General features: G+C 65.9%; 21 protein-coding genes. 13 read left to right on the top strand and 8 right to left on the bottom strand.

The annotated features are described in order from the left end of the window. The first annotated feature begins 105 nt into the window (after positions 1–105). The 6 genes from AC04SF_RS26235 (at position 106) to AC04SF_RS26210 (ending at position 4598) form a co-directional block, all read left to right on the top strand. A complete protein-coding gene (locus tag AC04SF_RS26235) occupies positions 106–939 on the top strand; it encodes a hypothetical protein (RefSeq protein WP_096454452.1) in 834 nt (277 codons plus the stop codon). Then, positions 936–1970: a DUF4438 domain-containing protein gene (locus tag AC04SF_RS26230; protein WP_488480151.1), complete on the top strand. Its 1035-nt coding sequence runs from the start codon at positions 936–938 to the stop codon at positions 1968–1970. Before AC04SF_RS26235 ends, AC04SF_RS26230 begins: the two co-directional genes overlap by 4 nt. Before the next feature lie 50 nt (positions 1971–2020). Then, positions 2021–2719: a hypothetical protein gene (locus AC04SF_RS26225; protein ID WP_488480150.1), complete on the top strand. Its 699-nt coding sequence runs from the start codon at positions 2021–2023 to the stop codon at positions 2717–2719. A gap of 17 nt (positions 2720–2736) precedes the next feature. Next, positions 2737–3093, top strand: a complete 357-nt coding sequence (locus AC04SF_RS26220; protein WP_488480149.1) for a hypothetical protein — start codon at positions 2737–2739, stop codon at positions 3091–3093. Continuing rightward, positions 3090–3905: a trypsin-like serine peptidase gene (locus AC04SF_RS26215; protein ID WP_096454444.1), complete on the top strand. Its 816-nt coding sequence runs from the start codon at positions 3090–3092 to the stop codon at positions 3903–3905. The genes AC04SF_RS26220 and AC04SF_RS26215 overlap by 4 nt, the downstream gene beginning before the upstream one ends. 183 nt (positions 3906–4088) lie before the next feature. Then, positions 4089–4598: a helix-turn-helix transcriptional regulator gene (locus tag AC04SF_RS26210; RefSeq protein WP_488480148.1), complete on the top strand. Its 510-nt coding sequence runs from the start codon at positions 4089–4091 to the stop codon at positions 4596–4598. 188 nt (positions 4599–4786) lie between these two features. On the opposite strand, the gene AC04SF_RS26205 is transcribed toward AC04SF_RS26210, so the two are convergent. The 7 genes from AC04SF_RS26205 to AC04SF_RS26175 are packed head-to-tail and all read right to left on the bottom strand — an operon-like array spanning position 4787 to position 11247. Next, positions 4787–5416: an FMN-binding negative transcriptional regulator gene (locus AC04SF_RS26205; protein ID WP_488480147.1), complete on the bottom strand. Its 630-nt coding sequence runs from the start codon at positions 5414–5416 to the stop codon at positions 4787–4789. 4 nt (positions 5417–5420) lie between these two features. Beyond that, positions 5421–6302, bottom strand: a complete 882-nt coding sequence (locus tag AC04SF_RS26200; protein WP_488480146.1) for a branched-chain amino acid ABC transporter permease — start codon at positions 6300–6302, stop codon at positions 5421–5423. Positions 6303–6307: 5 nt separating this feature from the next. Beyond that, positions 6308–7012, bottom strand: a complete 705-nt coding sequence (locus tag AC04SF_RS26195; RefSeq protein WP_488480145.1) for an ABC transporter ATP-binding protein — start codon at positions 7010–7012, stop codon at positions 6308–6310. Positions 7013–7016: 4 nt separating this feature from the next. Continuing rightward, the gene (locus AC04SF_RS26190; RefSeq protein ID WP_488480144.1) at positions 7017–7619 is read right to left on the bottom strand and encodes an ABC transporter substrate-binding protein; all 603 of its coding nucleotides are present in this window, start codon (positions 7617–7619) and stop codon (positions 7017–7019) included. Then, positions 7505–8182: an ABC transporter substrate-binding protein gene (locus tag AC04SF_RS26185; protein ID WP_488480143.1), complete on the bottom strand. Its 678-nt coding sequence runs from the start codon at positions 8180–8182 to the stop codon at positions 7505–7507. The genes AC04SF_RS26190 and AC04SF_RS26185 overlap by 115 nt, the downstream gene beginning before the upstream one ends. Before the next feature lie 48 nt (positions 8183–8230). Further along, positions 8231–10066, bottom strand: a complete 1836-nt coding sequence (locus AC04SF_RS26180) for a branched-chain amino acid ABC transporter ATP-binding protein/permease (protein ID WP_488480142.1) — start codon at positions 10064–10066, stop codon at positions 8231–8233. Positions 10067–10080: 14 nt separating this feature from the next. Continuing rightward, complete coding sequence (locus tag AC04SF_RS26175; protein ID WP_488480141.1) at positions 10081–11247, bottom strand: NAD(P)/FAD-dependent oxidoreductase; 1167 nt, start codon at positions 11245–11247, stop codon at positions 10081–10083. Between the two features lie 154 nt (positions 11248–11401). Between AC04SF_RS26175 and AC04SF_RS26170 the strand changes: the two genes are divergently transcribed. Genes AC04SF_RS26170 through AC04SF_RS26150 form a run of 5 tightly spaced genes read left to right on the top strand, consistent with a single transcriptional unit; the run spans position 11402 to position 16415 of the window. Next, positions 11402–12334 carry a MurR/RpiR family transcriptional regulator gene (locus AC04SF_RS26170; protein ID WP_488480140.1) on the top strand — a complete coding sequence of 311 codons (933 nt, stop codon included), beginning with the start codon at positions 11402–11404 and terminating at the stop codon, positions 12332–12334. Between the two features lies 1 nt (position 12335). Further along, complete coding sequence (locus tag AC04SF_RS26165) at positions 12336–12998, top strand: cysteine hydrolase family protein (protein WP_096454438.1); 663 nt, start codon at positions 12336–12338, stop codon at positions 12996–12998. Beyond that, complete coding sequence (locus AC04SF_RS26160; RefSeq protein ID WP_488480139.1) at positions 12995–14317, top strand: type I glutamate--ammonia ligase; 1323 nt, start codon at positions 12995–12997, stop codon at positions 14315–14317. The genes AC04SF_RS26165 and AC04SF_RS26160 overlap by 4 nt, the downstream gene beginning before the upstream one ends. Then, the gene (locus tag AC04SF_RS26155; protein ID WP_488480138.1) at positions 14317–15102 is read left to right on the top strand and encodes an N-formylglutamate amidohydrolase; all 786 of its coding nucleotides are present in this window, start codon (positions 14317–14319) and stop codon (positions 15100–15102) included. The genes AC04SF_RS26160 and AC04SF_RS26155 overlap by 1 nt, the downstream gene beginning before the upstream one ends. Beyond that, positions 15099–16415, top strand: coding sequence for an aspartate aminotransferase family protein (locus AC04SF_RS26150; RefSeq protein ID WP_488480137.1), 1317 nt, complete (start codon positions 15099–15101; stop codon positions 16413–16415). The genes AC04SF_RS26155 and AC04SF_RS26150 overlap by 4 nt, the downstream gene beginning before the upstream one ends. Before the next feature lie 121 nt (positions 16416–16536). On the opposite strand, the gene AC04SF_RS26145 is transcribed toward AC04SF_RS26150, so the two are convergent. After that, positions 16537–17976, bottom strand: a complete 1440-nt coding sequence (locus tag AC04SF_RS26145) for an FAD-binding oxidoreductase (RefSeq protein ID WP_488480136.1) — start codon at positions 17974–17976, stop codon at positions 16537–16539. Between the two features lie 190 nt (positions 17977–18166). On the opposite strand from AC04SF_RS26145, the gene AC04SF_RS26140 reads away from it, so the two are divergent. Beyond that, a complete protein-coding gene (locus AC04SF_RS26140; protein ID WP_095198044.1) occupies positions 18167–18643 on the top strand; it encodes a carboxymuconolactone decarboxylase family protein in 477 nt (158 codons plus the stop codon). Further along, positions 18643–19500: a sigma-70 family RNA polymerase sigma factor gene (locus AC04SF_RS26135; protein ID WP_488480135.1), complete on the top strand. Its 858-nt coding sequence runs from the start codon at positions 18643–18645 to the stop codon at positions 19498–19500. Before AC04SF_RS26140 ends, AC04SF_RS26135 begins: the two co-directional genes overlap by 1 nt. Positions 19501–19504 lie beyond the last annotated feature (4 nt).

Raw genomic sequence — 19504 nt, 5'->3', positions numbered from 1 at the left:
GGACTTGCTGAACAGCTCCAAAGCTTTGTTTCTAGGCAATTCCAGTGGGAAAGCCGCGTCACGCTTTTCCAGGATTTGCTCTAGGCAGTCTGAAGGTTGTCAGTGATGGACCACCATCTGGCTCTTCCCGGGCGCTTCTCGCCAAAGCCGCCGAACATCGTCATCGACGCGCCGCTGGCGCTGTCGCCGATGGGATTGCTGGTGACGGTGACGCTGTCGCAATCGGCGCGGGTGTGGCTGCCGCGCGGCTTCTACACCTTGCTCGACAATGACGAATATTACCGCCACCGGCCGGACCAGATGGGCGGCGGCTGGCTCCGTCCCGATGTCAGGGACGCCACATTGCGGGAACTGGTGCTGGAACTCGAACCATGGCGGCGGGCCTGGCAGAACGGCCGGCTGTCGTCGCGCGTGCACTGGATCGGCGACGCACAGTATGAGAGTGCGCTGCCAGAACGCGAGGGAACGGCCCTGCTGCCGCGTTTCGAAGGCTGCTGCGCCGCGCTCGAAGCGCGGCTTGGCGATCTGGCCGGCACCGCCGCGCCACTGGATGAATGCGCCCGCGATGTGATCGCGCTGTCCGCCGCCCTTCAGCCCGAGAGCACCTATATCCTCACCAGCGCTGGCGCCGCCGGCGCGCTCCCGCCGCTATGTGATTATCTCGGACGGCTGGCGTTTCCAGTCACGCGCCATCCTGGCGCCATCCAGGGCTGGTCCGGTGCGGCGTTCTGGCCGGCCGCGGCCCCAATAGCCGCCAGCGGCCGCAGTGCCGCGATCATCCAGGTGATCGCCCCGGTCATCCTGGCGCTGCCGGACGGGTGGAGCGAAACCGACTGGGCGCTGGAGGATCCTGCCGACCACGACGAGACGCCGGACGATCCGTGGCGCAATGCCTGCGCGCTCTGGTACGAACTGGCCCCGGCGGAGGCCGCGGCATGAAACCGCCCCGCATCCTTCCGGTCCACGGCTTGCGCACCAACGCGCGCGACCTGGTCATGATCAGCGTCGCGGGACAGGTGGCCTCGCCGACCGAAAAGGGGACGCCATGGCGTATCGGCTATGATGGCAGGCCACGCTCGCTGCCGGGCACTGGCGGCATCGTGCTCAACCATCGCGTGGGTGACCCCTGCGTCGGGCTGGCCGGCGACCATGTCGAACCGGCGGTGTCGATCCGCAACGAGGCGCGCGCCGCGGGCGGCAACCCCGATGCCGCCAACCAGGCGCTGCAAAGCTATTCCTGTATCGGCAATCACGCCATCGTCACCACGGGCCGCGCCGCCGGTGCGCGCGGCGTGGTGACCGGCAAGCATGGCGGCGTTGATACGGTGCTGATCGACTTTCCGCTGCCGGCGATGCGGCAGATGGCGATCGGTGACCGCATCCAGGTCTGGGCCTATGGCCTTGGCCTGCGCCTGACAGATTATCCCGACGTCGCGATCTGGAACTGCTCGCCGCGGCTGCTTGCCCGCTGGCGGCCGGTCGAGCGCAACGGCCGGATCCACGTCAAGGTGACACACCGCATTCCGGCCCGCGTCATGGGCTCGGGGCTGGGCCGCAACAATGTGCTGCGCGGCGACTACGACATCCAGATGTCGGATCCTGGCATGGTGCGGCGCTACAAGCTCGGTTCGCTGCGATTCGGCGACATCGTCGGGATCATGGACGCAGACAACCGTTTTGGCCGGTCACGGCTGGGCGGGCATGTTTCGGTGGGCGTGGTCGTGCACTCGGACAGCACCGTCGCCGGCCACGGACCGGGCGTTGTCTCGCTACTTTCGGCTCCGGCCTCGGTGCTTCAGCTGGAGCTCAGCCCCGACGCCAATATCGCGCGCTATCTCGACATCAGGCCCCCGCGGCCGGCGCGGCTGTCCTTTCCGTTGCCGACGGTCGAACAGCGGGAGAGGACAGTGGCGAGGCTGCGCCGGCGGGCCACGGCATCGGACGCAACAGTCAACGCTGGTCCGGGGTGACGCCGTACCGGCGCACCGTGTTGAAACAGGGTACGAGGAAGGGAGCCGGCATGTCATATCTCGACGAACAACTCGACGCGCTGGTCGACGAGGCAGCGCAAATGGTGCCCCACCGCCGGCTATGCGGCTGCGCGCGCTGCCGCCAGCAGCAGGGCTTTCGCGCCGTCGAGGTCCGGCGCCGGCATTTTCCAAGCGGCGGGTGCGGTTGCGGATGCGGTGGCGACGCCTCTTTCGACGAGGCGACCGTGCGGCGTGCGCCACGGCCGGCGCGCCGCCAGACATCGGTGCGGGCGCGCGGCTCGCAACTGCCGGGCTGGCGCGGCTGGACCCCGCCGGTGTCGCTCGCGGCCATCGACGCGGCGCGCACCGCTGCCAGCCGGGGCGGCCAGGTCGATGCGTTGTTGCGGCCATTCCTGGCACCAGGGCCGCAGGTCTATCGCATCACCCGCGCCGGCATAGACCGCAACCGTCCGCTGAGCATCGGCATGACCAAGGGAACCAATTCCATCGCACAGCGGATCATCGAACATTACCGGCAGCCGAGCCGCGCCGACCCGAGGGTCAACGCCGCGATCCGCAATTTGCAGCCGGGCCAGATTCTGGTCCAGGCGGCCCGGCTCACCCGCCAGGCCATGCATCCGCGCCGGGCCAGGAACTATGAGGGCTGGCTGCAGGACCGGGAGCGCCCGCTGCTCTACGACCCCAACAGCACGACATTCGACGAAGCGGCACTGATATACGACAACTGAACCCGAAGGAGGCCCCGATGCACGGGCAAGTCGCACCGCATTCAAGGTCGGTATGGGCCGATCTGGACGCAATCGTTCTGCAAGAGGTCAAGGCGCTGCGGTCGCCGCCGCAGCGCCAGACAGAGGTGCCTTTCCGGTCCGACGAGGAGTTCATGGATCGGGCCATGGCCTATCTCGAGAGCCGTGGCGAAGAGGCCCACCTGCTGGTCGACCGCCTGCGCGGCATGCTCGGCACGGCGGCAACCGATGAGACGGATCCCGTCGAGGCGCCACAGGAGCCGGCGGGCGAGGCCGGGATCGACGATGTGTCGTCGCCGGACGTGACGCCGCGGGATGTCGTGCCGCCGCAGGCCGAACACGGGCAAGACACATGACGCTGTTTTCGCCCACGCCCTTCGAACTCGACCGTCTGGCCGACGAGGCGGACTATGCCGTGGTCGGGCCGACCGATGGCCGCGCCAGGGTCACGCATACCAACCGCTTTCCGCACAGCGCCGTCTGCCATATCGAGCGCGACTTCGGCGACGGCAGGCTGACCGGCTGCACGGCATTCCTGATTTCGCCGACGCGACTGCTGACGGCCGCACATTGCATCACCAGCCCGATCCGCAAGCGCCTCGGCCTGCCCAATCTGGCGGTGCGCATCCGCGTCACACCAGGCCGCGCGTCTCGCGAGGCGCGGCCGTTCGGCTGGCAATGGGCGAAGCGATGGCATGTCAATCCGCCCTATCGCCGGCGACCGTCGGCGCTGCACGATGTCGGGCTGATCGAACTCGAACGGCCGTTTTCGCCAGCGCCCGGCTTCTTCCGGCTGTGGTCGCCCAACCGCCAAGACCTCGAACGGCTGCGCAGTTCGCGCCTGCTGCACATTTCGGGCTATCCGGCCGACAAACCCGATGGCACGCAATGGGAGCATGCCGAGCGTCTCGACCGGATCACCGAACGGCAGCTTTTCTACAGCGTCGATACCTGTCCGGGACATAGCGGCGCGCCTGTATGGATCCAGCGTCAGCAGGCCGGCCCACCGGTGGTGATCGCGGTTCACACTGCCGGTCCGCGCCCGCATTCGGGCGGCGCCTGGGGCTGCCGGCCGGGTGTACCGTTGGCGCCGGCCGGACTGTTCAACCGAGGCGTCAGGCTTACCCCAGATCTTTTGCGCTCGATCCGCGCCGGATTCGGGCGCTGAAAGGTGAAAATTGGCGACCCGATGATGATTTTTGGAATGCTAATATTTCGGAAGGTGTTATAGTCAATGCCATCTATGCAGCTTTCATACTGGTTGCGCCGGGGGTTCGGCGGCGTAGCAGTTTTGTTGGTGCGCCAGGGCTTGTGATTGTACTGAGTTTCCTGCCAACTGGGGCGTTCGACCATGGTTGCACGTGCCGAGAATTTGCAGAGACTTTCCGACTTCGCTGACGAGATTTCCGCCGCGCGGAAAAGCTCTTCGCCAGGCGAAGAATGTGAGCGCGACACGGCCACGTCGAACTTTGTCGTCAACGGCCATTCGCTGGTCGCCATCCGTCATCTCGACGAGGACGATCGCGGCGGGCCGAGCGGCCATGGCGCTCAGCGGCCGGTTGGCCGCATCGTATGTGCCGGCACGCACTATCTGATCTATGATGCAGTCTATGTCCCTGATGCTGCTACAGATCTGCCGCTGTCGGCCGCCGATCTGCTGACCCGGCGCGAACTGCAGATCGCGCTGCTGATCGCCGACGGCAAGCTCGACAAGGAGATTGCACGGCAGCTCGGCATCAGCAGCTACACGGTGCGCGAACACATCAGGCGCATCTTCGCCAAGCTGAACATCGGCCGGCGCTCGGCTATCGCATCCTGTGTGCTGGCGGGTCGGGCGGACTTCCGCCACGACGTGCGATAGGCCGAGGAACGACACGGCTCGCTCACAAAAGGTCAGGCGAAAGCCTTTTCGATGGGTCGGCCCTGAGCAGCATGCCGAAGAGGTCGCGCGGTTCCGGGCGACTTCAATTGATCCCTGACATAGCGCAGCGCTGACGAACAGCACGATGCTGAGATTGGGGATCATTTGCCTTCGTGCCGACGTGCCGGTCAGTCCTGGCGATGCGCATTGTGCGCCTTCATCATCGCGGCAAGTGCCGGATCTTTATCGTCCAGCGCACCGATCGCGCCGGTCGTGTCGTAGAGGCGCTCATCCTGCCCCATCTTGAATTTGGCTTCGAGCCGTGCGATCGGCAGGTCGAAGCCGGTGATGTGCGGTATACGCCGTTCCATGCCGCCGGGACCGAGTTCGCGCATACGCCATCGGTCGTCGCGATCCTTTTCCAAGACGTCGACCAGTTGCAGCAAATGCCGGGCGGTGCCGTGGTCGTCGAGCGGCACGGGATGACCATGGCAATGCACCACCGCGAAATTCCAGGTCGGCGCGCTGTCGCGCACCGGGTTGCGCGGATACCAGGACGGCGAGATGTAGCCATGCGGCCCCTGGAAGACGGCGACCGCCTCCCTGCCCTGCGCAACCAGCTCGCCGTGCGGATTGGCCCTGGCGAGATGCGAGACCAGCGTGCCGTTTGGGCCACGGGCGCGATCAAGCACGAACGGCAGATGCGAGACGACTAGCCCCTGCGGACCCGATGTCACCACCGTGGCGAAGGCGGCGGCCTCGATCAGGCCGAACACATCGTCACGCGATAGCGGTTCAAACTCCGGCTTGCTGTACATGAGATCAGCTGCGCTGGACGCGGACTGCGGGAATAAGGCCTTGCGGGCGCAGCAGCAGCACAGCGATGACGCCCGACAGCACGATGGCGTCGCGGTAGGGGGCGATCGCCGGCGGCAACGTCGCCTGCAGCAGCACCTCGATGATGCCGAGCAGGAAGCCGCCGGCCACCGCACCGGGCAGACTGCCCAGCCCACCGACGACGGCGGCGATGAAGGCCTTTAACACCGGCGTAAAGCCCATCAGCGGATCGACGGAGGCGCGTTGCGCCACCCACAGCATGGCCGCCAACCCCGCCAACAGTCCGGAAAGCAGGAAGGCGGTGGCGATGATGCGGCTCGCAGGAATGCCCATCAGGCGCACGACGTCGAAATCCTCGGCCGCGGCGCGCATCGCCGTGCCGGTCACCGAACGGCGCAGGAAGACCTCCAGTGCAATCAGCGCCAGCGCCGAGACGACGATGGAAATGCTCGGACCAACACCGATGGTGAAATCGCCGAAGGAGAAGGCGCCGGTCATCCAGCCGGGCATGGCGACAGCCTGCGGCCGGGCCGAGATGCCGTTCTGGAAGACGACTTTCAAAAGGCTGGAGACGGCGAAACTGGTCAACAAAAGACTGGTGACGCTGGCGCCGCGCATCGGCCTGAAGGCGATGCGCTCCATGGCGACAGCGGCGAGCGCGCCGCAGGACACGGCAACAAGCACGGCCACCGGAAAGGGGAAGCCGAGCCCCAGCGAGGCCAGCAGCGCATAGCCCGACAGCGTCATCAGCTCGCCATGGGCGAAGTTAATGAGGCCGACAATGGAAAAGACAATCGCCAGGCCGAGCGCCAGCAGCGCATAGACGCCGCCGAGGCTGACCGCATTGATGATCTGCTGCGCGACCATGCTTCTCAAGCTCCCAGATAGGCCTGGCGGACGAGGTCCGAGGAGGCGAGTTCCTTTGCCGTGCCCGACAGCACCACCTCGCCATTGGCAAGCACGACGGCGCGGTCGGCGATTTCGAGCGCCAGCGCCACGTTCTGCTCGACCAGAAGGATGGTCAGGCCGTTGCGACGCAGTTCGGCGATCAGGTCGAAGACGGTGTCGATCAGTTGCGGGGCGAGGCCAAGTGATGGCTCGTCGAGCAGGATCATGCGCGGCTTGCCCATCAGCGCCCTGGCAATGGCCAGCATCTGCTGTTCGCCGCCCGACAGATTGCCGCCCTTGACGCGGTGGTAGCGGCGCAGGATCGGGAACAGCTCCAGCATCTCCTCCTCGCGCAGCTTCGCCTCGGCCGCCGGCTGATGCACTGCCCCGCCGAGCCGTAAATTGTCGGCCACCGTCAGGCTGGCGAAGATGCGGCGGCCTTCGGGCACCAGCGCGACGCCCTTGCGGGCGATCGCCTCCGGCGCCAGGCCGGTGATGTCGGCCCCGTCGAACACCACCTTGCCGGACGCCGCCGGCACCAGCCCGGCGACGGCGCCCAGCGTCGAGCTCTTGCCGGCGCCATTGGCGCCGACCAGCGCGATGATCTCGCCGCTGTCGACGGTGAGGTCGACGCGGCGCACCGCCTCGACTTCGCCGTACCGGATTTTCAGGGCTTCGACGCTCAGCATGAGATCACGGCGCCGGAACGTCGGCGGCGTCGGGGATCAGGGTCTGGACATGCTTGCCTTCGCCGCCCTCGTAGCGCATCAGCGCCACGGGCCTGAGCGGCATGCGGTCGGTGCCGGCATAGGTGATCTTGCCGGTGATGCCTTCGAAATCCTTGAGGTTGGCGATGGCGTCGCGAACGGCCTTGGGATCGTCGGAGCCGGCGGTCTTCACCGCCTGGTCGAGGATCAGGCCGATCTCGTAGCCATTGACCTCATAGGTCGATTCCGGCGCGTGGCCGGCATATTTGGTGAAGGCGGCGTTGAAGGCCTCGAGCTTGCTGCCTGGCTCGGCATAGCCGGCCGCGGTGTAGACGACGCCGTCGACCAGCTTGCCCAGGGCCTTGATGGTCGGCGTGCCGATGGCATCGGCGCCATAGACCGGGATGGTGACGCCGGCGCCGCGCAATTGCTGGATGAAGGCCGGGAAGTCAGGCTCATAGGCCGCCGTCATGATCAGGTCGGGCTTGTCGGCCAGGCCCTTGATGTTGGTGATCTCGGCGGAGAAGTCTGGCTGGCCCATGGTGAAGTTGCCGCGGCCGACGACGGCGCCGCCCTTCCTCTCGAACACCTTGCCGAAATATTCCGGCAGGTTGGCGGTGTAGGTGGAGTCGGCGAGGTCAGCAGGAACACCTTCTTCTTGCCTTCGGAGACGGCGAAGTCGGCGACCGCCGTTGCCTGCACATTGTCGGCCGGATAGGTGCCGAACATGACGTCGCCGACCGCACCGGTGAGCACCGGGGCGGAACCGCACAGCGTCAAGGTCGGGATGCCGAGCGGCTGGGTGAGCTGGCCGGCGGAAATCGAGGGGTCGGCATCGCAGGGCGTGATCATGATCTTGGCGCCGGCGTCGATCAGTTCCTGGGCGACGGTGGCGGTCTGCGCGGTGTCGGAACGTGTGTCCTTGATGATCAGTTTGACGGTGTATTTGCCGCCGAGCCCGCCCTTGGCGTTGAGTTCGTCGAGCGACATGCGCAGGCCGGCAAGGGCCGGCTGGTCGTAGGGGGCGAGGCCGCCCGTCTGCGCGGTCGCCGCGCCGATGATGATCTCCTCGGCATTGGCCGTGGAAATGGCGGCAATGCCGAACACGGCCGCGCACAAAGCGGCGCGATGGAGGCGATAGAGGCTTGGCATGTCGGTTCTCCTTCTGGATTTGTTATCGTTGGCTGTCGTCGTTGCGGTCTATGCGGTCTGGGTTTCAGCTGTCTTGGCGCGAGCCGTGCGGCTGCCGAGATAGGCGGCGATGACGGCGGGGTTTTTCTGGACATCGGCCGGCGTGCCGTCGGCGATGACGCGACCATGATCAATGACGACGATGCGCTCGCACAGATTCATCACCAGCCGCATGTCGTGCTCGATCAGCACGACGCCGATACGGCGCTCGGCGCGCACCGCCGACAGGATGGAGACGAGTTCGGCGGTCTCGACCGCATTCATGCCGGCGGCGGGCTCGTCGAGCAGCAGGAAGCGCGGCTTGAGCGCCAGGGCGCGGGCCACTTCCAGCCGGCGGCGCTGACCATAGGCAAGCCCGGCGGCTGGCTGGTCGGCGAATTTCTCCAGCCCCATGCGGGACAGTTCGCGCATGGCCGCAGCCTCGGCGTGACCGAGATCGGGTTCGACCTGGCGCGCGGCGACGACGACATTCTCCAGCACGGTCATGTGCGGGAAGACGCGGATGTTCTGGAAGGTGCGGGCAATGCCCGACCGGGCAAAGCGGAAGGCCGTGGCCTGCCGCACCGTGCCGCCGACCGACACGGTCCCGGCACTGGGCTGGACATCGCCGGCCAGCATGTTGAGCAAGGTCGTCTTGCCGGCGCCGTTGGGACCGATGATGCCGGTGATGCTGTCGGTCTCGAAGCTCAAGCTGACATCGTCCACGGCGACGACGCCGGCATAGCGGCGCGACAGATGGTCGGCGACCAGCCGGTCGGCGCCAACCTGCTGCGGCACCGCAGCCGAAGCCAGGTCCGCCTGGCGTCCGGACCGGCGCAGAAGGTTGAGCTCACGCTCGCCGAAAAGACCGGTCGGGCGCCGCCAGATGACCAGGATCATGGCGATGGCCAGCACGCCCTGGGTCAGGCCGAACAGCACGGGCAGATGCACGCCGAGCACTTCGCCGCCGCCCTCGAAGCGCCGCACCACTTCGATCACCACGATGGTGACGATGACGCCGGCGAAGGCGCCGAGCGAGGACGTCATGCCGCCGACGATCAGCATGGCGAGCATGGTGAAGCCGAGGTCGAAATAGAAATCGCGCGGCGAGAACGCACCGAGGAACTGCGCCATCATGGCGCCGGCGGCCATGGCCGCGACCACGCCCGCCACCCAGGCGGCAAGACGCGCCGTGCGCTGGTCGACGCCGACGGCGGCGGCGCCGCGCTCGTCATTGGCGGCGGCGCGGGTGGCGAGGCCGAAAGAGGTCTCGCGAAACAGCCGCGCCGCGATCAGCGCCACCGAGGCGACCGCCGCCGCTGTCCACAAACCGACCTCGCGCGGCACGCCGTAGAAGGGCTGGCTGCCGCGGGTGATCTCGCGTCCCGCGACCAGCAGCGTGTAGACGATGATCAGCATGGCGAGTGTTGCGATCGAGGCACTCGACCCGGTCAGCCGGAGCAGCGGCGTGCCGGTCAACAGGCCGATGACGACCGCGAGAACCAGCACGACAGCCAGCGCCGCGAAGAAGGAGAGTTGATAGCCAGCAAGGAAATCCGGCAGGTCGCGCAGCGCCGTGCGCTGCAGCGCAGTGGGCATGGTGAGGATACCGGTGGCGTAGGCACCAAGGCCGACAAAGGCGGCCTGGCCGAAAGAGACGATGCCGCTGTTGCCGGAGAAGATCTGCAGGCCAAGCACCGCCGTCAGCATGATCGCGGCATAGGTGACGACACGCTGCATGGCGGCGCCGCCGAAGATGAAGGCGGCAAGCGCCACCAAGAGCAGCACCGCCACCATGCACAAGGCATCGGCCGTGGCGTTGCGGAATGCCGCCGGCATGAAGCCGCGTGGCTTGCTCTCGCTCATCGTCACCGACGCCATCACGCGGCCTTGAAACGGGCGGGCGAGAACGGCGCCAGGATCGGCTGCGCACCCTCGGTGACGAGCTTCGCGATGGCCTCGCCGACGGCTGGCCCGGTCTTGAAACCGTGGCCGGAGGAACCTGCCGAAACCACCAGCCCTTCGACGCCGGGCATTGGTCCGATGACCGGCAGATCGTCGGGGCTCATGTCGTAGAGCCCGGCATAGCCCGGGCGAATGCCAAGCTCGGCCATGGCAGGCACGCGAGTGGCGAAGGTCTCTAGGATTTCGACCGATTCAGACTCCTCGACACCTTCCATGTAGCTGTCGGGATTCTCGACGAAACGCGGACGGCCGGCATGTTCGTGACGCAGGCCGGTGCCGCCGCCGGCCCAGGTGCCGGCGAGGATGACGCCGTCATTGTCGGGCCGCGCATAATTGCAGGAAATGTCGTCGCACCAGGCGAACGGCATCACTTGCCGAGCCTTGCCGGCGGCATCGAGCACGGCCATCGGAGGGCGCTCGACATGCAGCGGCAGATCGAGATCCGCCGTCGCCAGCAGGCGGCGCGTCCATGGCCCGGCGGCGAGCACGACCGTATCCGCCTCCAGCACCGTGCCATCGGTCAAGGTGACGCCGGTGATGCGGTCACCTTGCCGCTGCAGGCTGTCGACAAGCGTGTTCTGCAAGATTTTCGCGCCGTTGGCACGGGCGGCGCGGGCGATGGCGTTGGTGGCGCCGAAGGCATCGGCATAGCCATATTCGGGTTCCCACAGCGCCAGCGCGACATTGTCCAGGGCAAAGCCGGGTGCTGCATCGGCAAAGGCTTGCGGCGACAAGGTCTCGATGCGGGCGCCCTCGCCATGGATGCGTTCGGCCGCCGCTGTCCAGCCCGCCGCATTGTCGTTGCCGCAGACCCACATCATGCCGATCTCGGTTACGAAAGATCCTTCGCCCGTGATCTTCGGCAGCGACACCAATATCTCGCGGCCACGGATGGAAAGCTGCGACAGTTCCGGCATCAGATAGAAGGCACGCAGCAGCGCCGACGACTTGCCGGACGGGCCGCCGGCGGGATGGGTCTGCTCGACCAGCGTGACGCTCACGCCGGCCTTGGCGAGATGATAGGCGGTGCTCGATCCAACAATTCCGGCACCGACGACGATGACGTCGCTTCCGTTCCGCATGGCTGTTCCCCACAGTCTCTTGGCTGCTTTCCGACAAGGTAAGGCCGGTGATCGCGCAATGTCAACATCTCTTCATTGTTGACCTGATTTAAAATCCCTGTAATAAACTCTACATAACGAGGCTGAGAGCCCAAGACCTATTTCGGGGAGGCCAATGGCGATACGCGATGTTCTCATGCGCGGGGATCTGGCGCTGACGCCGTCGGAAGAGAAGATCGTCCGGCTGCTTTTGACGGACTATCCGACCTCCGGCCTCGGCTCCGCCTCTTCGCTCGCCCGGCGCGCCGGCGTCAGCGATCCGACCGTGGTCCGGCTGGTCGTCAAGCTCGGCTATGAAGGCTTTCCGGATTTCCAGTCCAAGCTGCTGGCCGAGGTCGAGGCCAGGCTGCATTCGCCTCTGTTGATGATGGAGGCAAAGCGGCAAAGCGGCTCCAGCGACAGCGCCGTGCTCGCCTATCTCGATTCCGTCGCCGCGGCGCTGCAGAAAGCCACCGCCGCGACGCCGGTACAGACCTACGAGCGGGCAGCCCGCCTGCTGATGGAGGCCAAGGGCGAGATCGTGCTGGTCGGCGGCCGGTTCAGCCGCCACATCGCCGGCATGCTGGCCGGATATCTTGGGCAGTTCCGCTCCGGAGTCCGCGATCTCGGCGTGCTTTCTCCTCAGACATTCGACACGCTGGCCGACCTCGGCCGCCGCGATGTGCTGGTCGTCTTCGACTATCGCCGCTACCAGCTCGACGTGATGGCCTATGCAAGCCAGGCGGCGGCGCTCGACGTGCGCATTCTGCTTTTCACCGACCAATGGCTGTCGCCGATATCCGATCTCGCCGAAGTCACCATTGTCAGCCCGCTGGAAGTCGCCTCGCCCTACGACACGCTGGCGCCGGCGATCACACAGATGGAAGCGCTTACCGCGCATATCGTTTCGACGCTGGGCGACGACGCCCGGGCGCGCATCGAGAGGATCGAGAAGGTGCGGCACGCCAATGCGGTAACGCTCGACAGCGATCCGCAGTCGAACGGCAAGCGCCAGACATCCGAACCGCGCAAGACACCCGGACCGAAATCAGCAAAGCAGGACGACTAGCATGACCCAAACCTTACCGAAGCGGGCCTTACCCAAGCGAGACGAAGCCTTTCGTGCCGGCGAGACGGCACTGCTGCTCGTCGACATGCAGCGCATCTGGCTGGAGCCGGGCGCCGATCCCTCGCATCCAGAGCGCGGCCCCGACCATTATTTCTACCGGCAGACATCCTCGCAGACGATCCCCAACCAGGAACGTCTGCTGGCGGCGGCGCGGGCCAATGGTGTGGAAGTGCTGCACACCATCATCCAGAGCCTGACCGAAGATGGGCGCGACCGCTCGCTCGACCACAAGCTGACACCGATCCATGTCGCGCCGAGTCTCCCCGAAGGCCTGCCGGTGGCGTCGCTGGCACCTGTCGGCGACGAGATCATGCTGCCGAAGACCTCTTCCGGCATCTTCAACTCGACCAATGTCGACTACCTCCTGAAGAACCTCGGCATCCGCTACCTCGTCGTGGTCGGCGTGCTCACCGACCAGTGCGTCGACATGACGGTGCGCGACGGCGCCGACCGCGGCTACCTCGTCACCTGCGTATCGGACGCCTGCGCCACCATCACCCAGGAGCGCCACGACATCGCGCTCAAGGCCTTCGGCGGCTATTGCTGGGTTGCCGACACCGACACCGTCGTCGACCGTTTCAACGCTCTGGGAAAAACTGCATGACATCGACCGTCGAGCCCCTCGTTGCCGTCGTCACAACGGATCTCTGCGCCATCACCCGGGGCCGTTTCGTTGTCGAAAGCAGATTGCAGAAAACCGCCACGACCGGTGTCGGCTGGCTGCAGGCCAATCTGTCGATGACACCGTTCAATTCGATCGTCGTTCCCAATCCCTGGGGCTCGTCGGGCGATCTGCGGCTGATCCCCGACCTCAAGGCGCGCTTCCGCACCGAACGCACCGGATCGGCAACGCCCTTCGACATGGTGGCCGGCGACATCGTCGAGCTCGACGGCAGCCCGTGGCTCGGCTGTACGCGGACCATGCTCAGGGATGCGCTGGCGGAGCTGAAGGCCGCAACCGGGCTTTCCGTCATCGCCGCCTTCGAGCATGAATTCCACATTGCCGAAGGCAGTTTCGCGCCGGCGCATTCGATGTCCTTCGCCGCGCTGCGCCGCACCGATCCGTTCGCTCCCAATCTGATGGCGGCGCTGGAGGAAGCGGGCGTCGGCCCCGAAGTGGTCATCGCCGAATTCGGCGACGAGCAGTTCGAAGTGACGCATGAGCCGGCCGACGCACTCACGGCCGCCGACCGCGCCGTCGCCATCCGCGAAATCACGCGCGAAGTGGCGCGCAATGCCGGCTGGCGTGCGAGCTTCGCGCCCAAGACCGCGCCCAATGCCGTCGGCAACGGCGTCCACATCCATTTCAGCTTCGTCGACGCGGCCGGCAAGCCGGTGACATACGATGCGGCGCAACCTGGTGGCCTGTCCGCCAAGGCCGGAGCCTTCTGTGCCGGCGTGCTGCGCCATCTGCCGGCGATCACCGCCATGACGGCGTCGAGCGTGTCGTCCTTCTACCGGCTGAAGCCGCACAGCTGGAGTTCGTCCTACACCTGGCTCGCCGACCGCGACCGCGAAGCGTCGCTGCGTATCTGCCCGACGGTGACGATTGGCGGACGCGATCCGGCACGGCAGTACAATGTCGAATACCGGGCGGCCGACGCCACCGGCAATCCCTATCTATCTCTGGCGGTGATCATCCGCGCCGGGCTGGAAGGGCTGAAGGCGGAGCTGCCGTCACCGCCGCTGGTCACCGGCGACCCGACGCTGATGAGCGAAGCGGAACGGGCAAAGCTCGGCCTGGTGCGGCTGCCGGAAACCTTGCCGGCGGCGCTGGACGCGCTTCTCGCCGACAAGATCGTCACCGGATGGTTCGCGCCAATCTTCATCGAGACCTTCGTCGGCCTGAAGCGACATGAGGCCGAGCGGCTGGCCGGCCTCGATCCGGCTGCCATCTGCGATCTCTACCGGACGCTTTATTGATGACTGCGCAGACTGAAAAAGACCCGCTCCCTCAAAAAGATTGGCCCGACGCCGTCGAGGTTCTCAATGAGCATGGCCGCTCGGATATCGTCCTGTTGTGCGAGCATGCCTCCAACCACATACCGGTCGAGTATCGGCGGCTCGGTCTCGATGCCAGCCATCTGCAGCGCCACATCGCCTGGGATATCGGCGCCGCGGAGGTGACGCGGCTGTTGTCGGCACGGCTCGATGCAGCGGCCTTCCTCAGCGGCTATTCACGGCTGCTGATCGACCTCAACCGGCCGCTGGGCACCTCCGGCAGCATTCCGGTCCTGTCGGAAGACACCGACATTCCCGGCAATGTCGGCATCGATGCCGTGGAACGGGACCGGCGCGCGGAAGTCATGTTCGCACCGTTCCATGAGCGGGTCGCCGCGCATCTCAACCGCCGGGTGGCCGCGGGCAGGCCGACGCGGATCGTGACGATCCACTCCTTCACGCCGGTCTTCCTGGGTGTTGCCAGGCCATGGCATGCGGGCGTGCTGCACGGGCATGCGGCCGATCTCGCCGAAGCGATCCTGTCGGGCTTGCGCACGGATGCGACCCTCAACGTCGCCGCCAACGTGCCGTATGTGATCAGCCGCGACGCCGATTACGCCGTGCCTGTCCATGGCGATGACCGCGGCATCCCCGCCGTCCTCGTCGAGATCCGGCAGGACCTGCTGGCGAACCGGTCCGGCATCGAGGAATGGGCGAGCCGGCTGGCGGCGGCACTGCCCGCACATGAGACGGAGACGGTTTCGTGAGCAATCTCAGCCTGCGCGAGCGCGACGCCGTGACCATCGCGCAGATCGGCAAGCTGCGCTTCTCGCCGCTCAGCGTCGTCGGCGGCCGGGGCAACCGGCTTATCGAGGAAGGCGGCCGCTCGCTGCTCGACCTGTCGGGATCGGCCGGCCCGGCAGTGCTCGGCTACGGCCATCCGGCCATCGTCGAAGCGGTCGAAGCCTCGATCCGCGACATGGCGGGCGCCAGCCTGCTGCTCTATCCGAACGAGCCGGCGGTATCGCTGGCCGAACGGTTGCTGGCAATCACCCCTGGAGACGGCGAACGGCGTGTCTGGTTCGGCCATTCCGGCTCTGACGCCAATGATTGCGCGGTGCGCGTGCTGCAGGCAGCCACCGGCCGGTCGCGCTTCATCTCCTTTATCGGCTCCTATCACGGTAACCTTTCGGGCTCGATGGGCATCAGCGGCCACACCGCCATGACGCATACGCTGCCGCGGCCTGGCGTGGTGCTGTTGCCCTACCCCGATCCGTTCCGCCCGACCTTTAGCGGCGAGCAGGTGCTCGCCCTGCTCGACTACCAGTTCGAGACCACCTGCCCGCCGCATCAGGTCGCGGCCGTGTTTATCGAGCCGCTGATGTCGGATGGCGGGCTGATCGTGCCGCCACCAGGGTTCCTCAAGGCGCTGCAGGAGCGTTGCCGCAAACACGGCATCAAGATCGTGCTCGACGAGGTCAAGGTCGGGCTCGCCCGCAGCGGCATGATGCACTGCTTCCAGCACGAAGGGCTGACGCCGGACCTCGTCGTCTTCGGCAAGGGTATTGGCGGAGGGCTGCCGCTGTCGGCAGTGGTCGGGCCGAAGGAAATCATGGATCATGCGCCGGCCTTCGCCTTGCAGACGACCGCCGGCAATCCGGTGGCGACATCGGCCGGCAACGCGGTGTTGAAGACGATCGAGAGCGAAGGCCTGGTCCAACGCTCGGCGCGGATCGGCAAACTCTTTTCCGATGTGCTGCGAGCACTCGGCGAAAAACACGAGATCATCGGCGACGTACGCGGGCGCGGGCTCGCCATTGGTGTCGACCTGGTCAAGGACCGCGCGACGCGCGAGCCCGTGCCTGCCACGACCACGGCCAAGATCATCTATCGCGGCTACGAACTGGGGGCTGCCTTCACCTATGTCGGGCTGAAGGCCAATGTGCTCGAATTCATGCCGCCGCTGACGTTGACCGAAGACGAAGTGGCCGAGGGCGTGGCGATCGTCGACCAGGCCATCGCCGATGTGAGTGCTGGCAAGGTCTCGGATGTGGATGTCGCGTCGTTCATGATGTGGTGATGGGAACAGGGCCAGGCGCCCCACGCGGTGGCAGCCCCTGTGAAGTGAGCCGCGGAAGAGTACGCGAAAGCCCGCGCCCATGGCGGAGGCGCGGGCTTTTTGTCACTGTAATGCGGGCTCTTCAGGCGGCGCGCTGGCTTTGTTTGGGCCGTAGATTCTGATTCATGCGGAACAGGTTCAGCGGGTCATAGCGCTGCTTGATCTCCAGAAGCCGCTGGTAATTGCCGCCATAGGCCGCTTCGACCCGGTCAACCTCGTCCTCAGGCATGAAGTTCACATAGGCGGTGCCGGCAGCATAGGGTTTGGCCGCCTCATAGAGGCTGCGCGCCCAACCGATGCAGGCCCTATCCATTGCCGGTTCGCGCCAGCGGGCATGAACATTCATGACGAAGTGCGAGCTGCGTTGCGGAAACGCCGTTGCGTTCTGCTCCACACGGCCTGCCGCACCGCCGACATGGCCGATGAATATCTCGCATTCCGGGCCTGGAAGCTCACGTATCGCTTCGGTGACGATCTCAACTGCCCTGTCGGGAAGCTGGGTGAAGTCATGGCTCTTCCAGTAGTTGCGGGCGCCGGGGGTGAGCAATGGGTCGAATGCCTGCTGCCAGCCGGTGAACGGGTTGGGGCCGACGACATCGGCAATCGGCGAGCCGATGGCGCGAAGCTTCTTCGTCGCCTTTTCACCTGCCTGGAGATCGCCGCAATAGCACATGGCCAGCACCAGAACATCCTTGCCATGCCACTCGGCCGGCAGGAAAGGCAGCGGCGGCGCTTGCCGCATGACCACCCAACAGGTCAGTTCGTCGGGAGCCGTTTCGAGCGCCTTGCGATACTCCTCCAGCACCTTCTCGGCATCGGCGAAAGGATGGACGACAAGCCCCGACAGAACCTGCGGACCCATCTGGTGGAGTTGAAACTCGAATGCCGTGACAATGCCGAAATTACCGCCGCCGCCACGCAACGCCCAGAACAGGTCCGGATTTTCCGTCTGACTGGCGCGCAGCAATTTGCCGTCGGCGGTGACCACATCGGCGGAGACAAGATTGTCGATGGTCAGGCCGAATTTGCGGGTGATCCAGCCAAAGCCGCCGCCCAGGGTCAGGCCTGATATGCCGGTGGTCGAATTGATGCCGGTCGGCACCACCAGCCCAAAGGCTTGCGTTTCGCGGTCGACATCGGCAAGCGTGGCGCCGGGTCCGACCCATGCTCGCCGAGCGGCGGGATCGACCCGCACCGACTTCATCGGCGACAGATCGATCATCAGACCGCCATCGCAGACGGCGCTGCCGGCAATGTTATGGCCGCCGCCGCGCACGGAGACGAGAAGCCTGTTTTCCCTGGCGAAATTCACGGCACGAATGACGTCGGAGGCGCCGACGCAACACACAATCAGCCCGGGCCGCCGGTCGACCGTGGCATTCCACACGGTGCGGGCTTCGTTGTAAGCGGCGTCCCCCTGCTGAAGCAGTGTGCCGCGCAATTGTGCCGAAAGCGCTTCTATTGCTGCGGCGTCGACCGTCGTCTTGCCGCGATCAAGCGTGGTGAGGCTCATGGTGTTCATGGTTTCCTCCCGATTTGCTTATGAGCCGTTCTCCTTCAAACGCCTTCAATTCTGCTCTTATATTAGATGTCGCGCAAGTTGGAGCAGCTGACGGGAACGGCGCATGGCGGACAAAAATCCTGGCGTGCATGTCACACCAGCAAGCCCTCGCTCGTCATGGGATCGGCACACCAACAGAAGGAAGCCAACCATGACCGCAAAAATCGACCTCTTCGCCGCCGCCCCTTCGCTGATGAAGAACTGGCAGCGTTCCTCGATCGAGCTCTCCGCCGCCGCCAGCCTCGAGCACAGCCTCACCGAACTGGTGAAACTGCGTGCCTCGCAGATCAATGGCTGCGCCAACTGCATCAATCTCCACGCTACCGAAGCGCGCGAGAATGGTGAAACGGAGCAGCGCATCTATCTGCTACCGGCCTGGCGCGAGGCGCCCTGCTACAGCGACCGTGAACGCGCGGCCCTTGCCTGGACCGAGGCACTGACCCGGCTTTCGGAAGACACCGGCCGCGCAGGCGCCTATGAAGAGCTGAAGGCGCATTTCACGGAGGAGGAGCAGATCAAGCTCACCTTGACGATCAACATCATCAACGCCTGGAACCGTATCGCCGTCGGTTTCGGCCTGTATGCCGACCCGGCCGCCGTGAAGGCCGCCCGGGTGGCCGCGGCCTGATGACGAGCTCAGCGCCCGACGATGCGGCAGCAGGCTTCGGCCCGCTGCGGCACAAGCTCATGCGTGTCGCCTACCGCATGCTGGGCTCGGTGTCGGACGCCGAGGACGCCGTGCAGGAGGCCTTCATCCGCTGGATGAAGGCCGACCGCAGTGTGGTGCGCGAGCCCGAGGCATTCCTGCGCCGCACGGTGACGCGGCTCTGTCTCGATCAGCTCAAATCCGCGCGGCGCCAGCGCGAGACCTATGTCGGCCCCTGGCTTCCCGATCCCTTGGTGGAAGAGGACGAGGTGGAAGACGTCACCTTGCCGCTTATGCTGGTGCTGGAACGCCTGTCTCCGCTCGAACGGGCGGCCTTTCTGCTGCACGATGTGTTCGGGCTCAGGTTCGACGAGGTCGCGGCCGCCATCGAGCGCGACCCGGCGGCCTGCCGGCAACTGGCGGCCCGGGCGCGCGGCCATGTCCGCGAGGCGCGGCCTCGCTTCACGGTGGAAAGGCAACGCGGCCTGGAGCTTGCCGAGGCCTTTTTCGCGGCCTCGCGCAGCGGTGACATGAAGGCGCTTGGGACCATGTTGACGACCGATGTCATCGCCCATGCCGACGGTGGCGGCAAGCGTCCTGCAGCCACGCAACCGGCCCTCGGTTTCGATGCCGTGATGGCGCAGTACGAGCGCGTGGCGGCCTGGTTGCGCACGCATGCTTCGAAACTTGTCCGCGTCGGTTTCATCAACGGATTGCCCGGGTTCGTCACCCTGGAAGCCGATGGCGAGTTCCAGACCACCGCACTCGACATCGAGGACGGCAAGATCGCGGCCATCTACGTCGTGCGAAACCCCGACAAGCTTAGGCACCTGCATTGAGGTG

Source organism: Mesorhizobium sp. CNPSo 4671, from assembly GCF_057784245.1.
Note: the sequence above shows the minus strand (reverse complement) of the source record. Positions and strands in the feature narration are given on the sequence as shown.

Excerpts from the sequence above, each read along its gene's own strand:
- AC04SF_RS26160 (WP_488480139.1), top strand. The coding sequence starts at position 12,995 with ATGACATCGACCGTCGAGCCCCTCGTTGCCGTCGTCACAACGGATCTC.
- AC04SF_RS26220 (WP_488480149.1), top strand. The coding sequence starts at position 2,737 with ATGCACGGGCAAGTCGCACCGCATTCAAGGTCGGTATGGGCCGATCTG.
- AC04SF_RS26155 (WP_488480138.1), top strand. The coding sequence starts at position 14,317 with ATGACTGCGCAGACTGAAAAAGACCCGCTCCCTCAAAAAGATTGGCCC.
- AC04SF_RS26195 (WP_488480145.1), bottom strand. The coding sequence starts at position 7,012 with ATGCTGAGCGTCGAAGCCCTGAAAATCCGGTACGGCGAAGTCGAGGCG.
- AC04SF_RS26235 (WP_096454452.1), top strand. The coding sequence starts at position 106 with ATGGACCACCATCTGGCTCTTCCCGGGCGCTTCTCGCCAAAGCCGCCG.
- AC04SF_RS26200 (WP_488480146.1), bottom strand. The coding sequence starts at position 6,302 with ATGGTCGCGCAGCAGATCATCAATGCGGTCAGCCTCGGCGGCGTCTAT.
- AC04SF_RS26170 (WP_488480140.1), top strand. The coding sequence starts at position 11,402 with ATGGCGATACGCGATGTTCTCATGCGCGGGGATCTGGCGCTGACGCCG.
- AC04SF_RS26135 (WP_488480135.1), top strand. The coding sequence starts at position 18,643 with ATGACGAGCTCAGCGCCCGACGATGCGGCAGCAGGCTTCGGCCCGCTG.
- AC04SF_RS26165 (WP_096454438.1), top strand. The coding sequence starts at position 12,336 with ATGACCCAAACCTTACCGAAGCGGGCCTTACCCAAGCGAGACGAAGCC.
- AC04SF_RS26215 (WP_096454444.1), top strand. The coding sequence starts at position 3,090 with ATGACGCTGTTTTCGCCCACGCCCTTCGAACTCGACCGTCTGGCCGAC.
- AC04SF_RS26140 (WP_095198044.1), top strand. The coding sequence starts at position 18,167 with ATGACCGCAAAAATCGACCTCTTCGCCGCCGCCCCTTCGCTGATGAAG.
- AC04SF_RS26205 (WP_488480147.1), bottom strand. The coding sequence starts at position 5,416 with ATGTACAGCAAGCCGGAGTTTGAACCGCTATCGCGTGACGATGTGTTC.
- AC04SF_RS26210 (WP_488480148.1), top strand. The coding sequence starts at position 4,089 with ATGGTTGCACGTGCCGAGAATTTGCAGAGACTTTCCGACTTCGCTGAC.
- AC04SF_RS26230 (WP_488480151.1), top strand. The coding sequence starts at position 936 with ATGAAACCGCCCCGCATCCTTCCGGTCCACGGCTTGCGCACCAACGCG.
- AC04SF_RS26185 (WP_488480143.1), bottom strand. The coding sequence starts at position 8,182 with ATGCCAAGCCTCTATCGCCTCCATCGCGCCGCTTTGTGCGCGGCCGTG.
- AC04SF_RS26225 (WP_488480150.1), top strand. The coding sequence starts at position 2,021 with ATGTCATATCTCGACGAACAACTCGACGCGCTGGTCGACGAGGCAGCG.
- AC04SF_RS26145 (WP_488480136.1), bottom strand. The coding sequence starts at position 17,976 with ATGAACACCATGAGCCTCACCACGCTTGATCGCGGCAAGACGACGGTC.
- AC04SF_RS26175 (WP_488480141.1), bottom strand. The coding sequence starts at position 11,247 with ATGCGGAACGGAAGCGACGTCATCGTCGTCGGTGCCGGAATTGTTGGA.
- AC04SF_RS26180 (WP_488480142.1), bottom strand. The coding sequence starts at position 10,066 with ATGAGCGAGAGCAAGCCACGCGGCTTCATGCCGGCGGCATTCCGCAAC.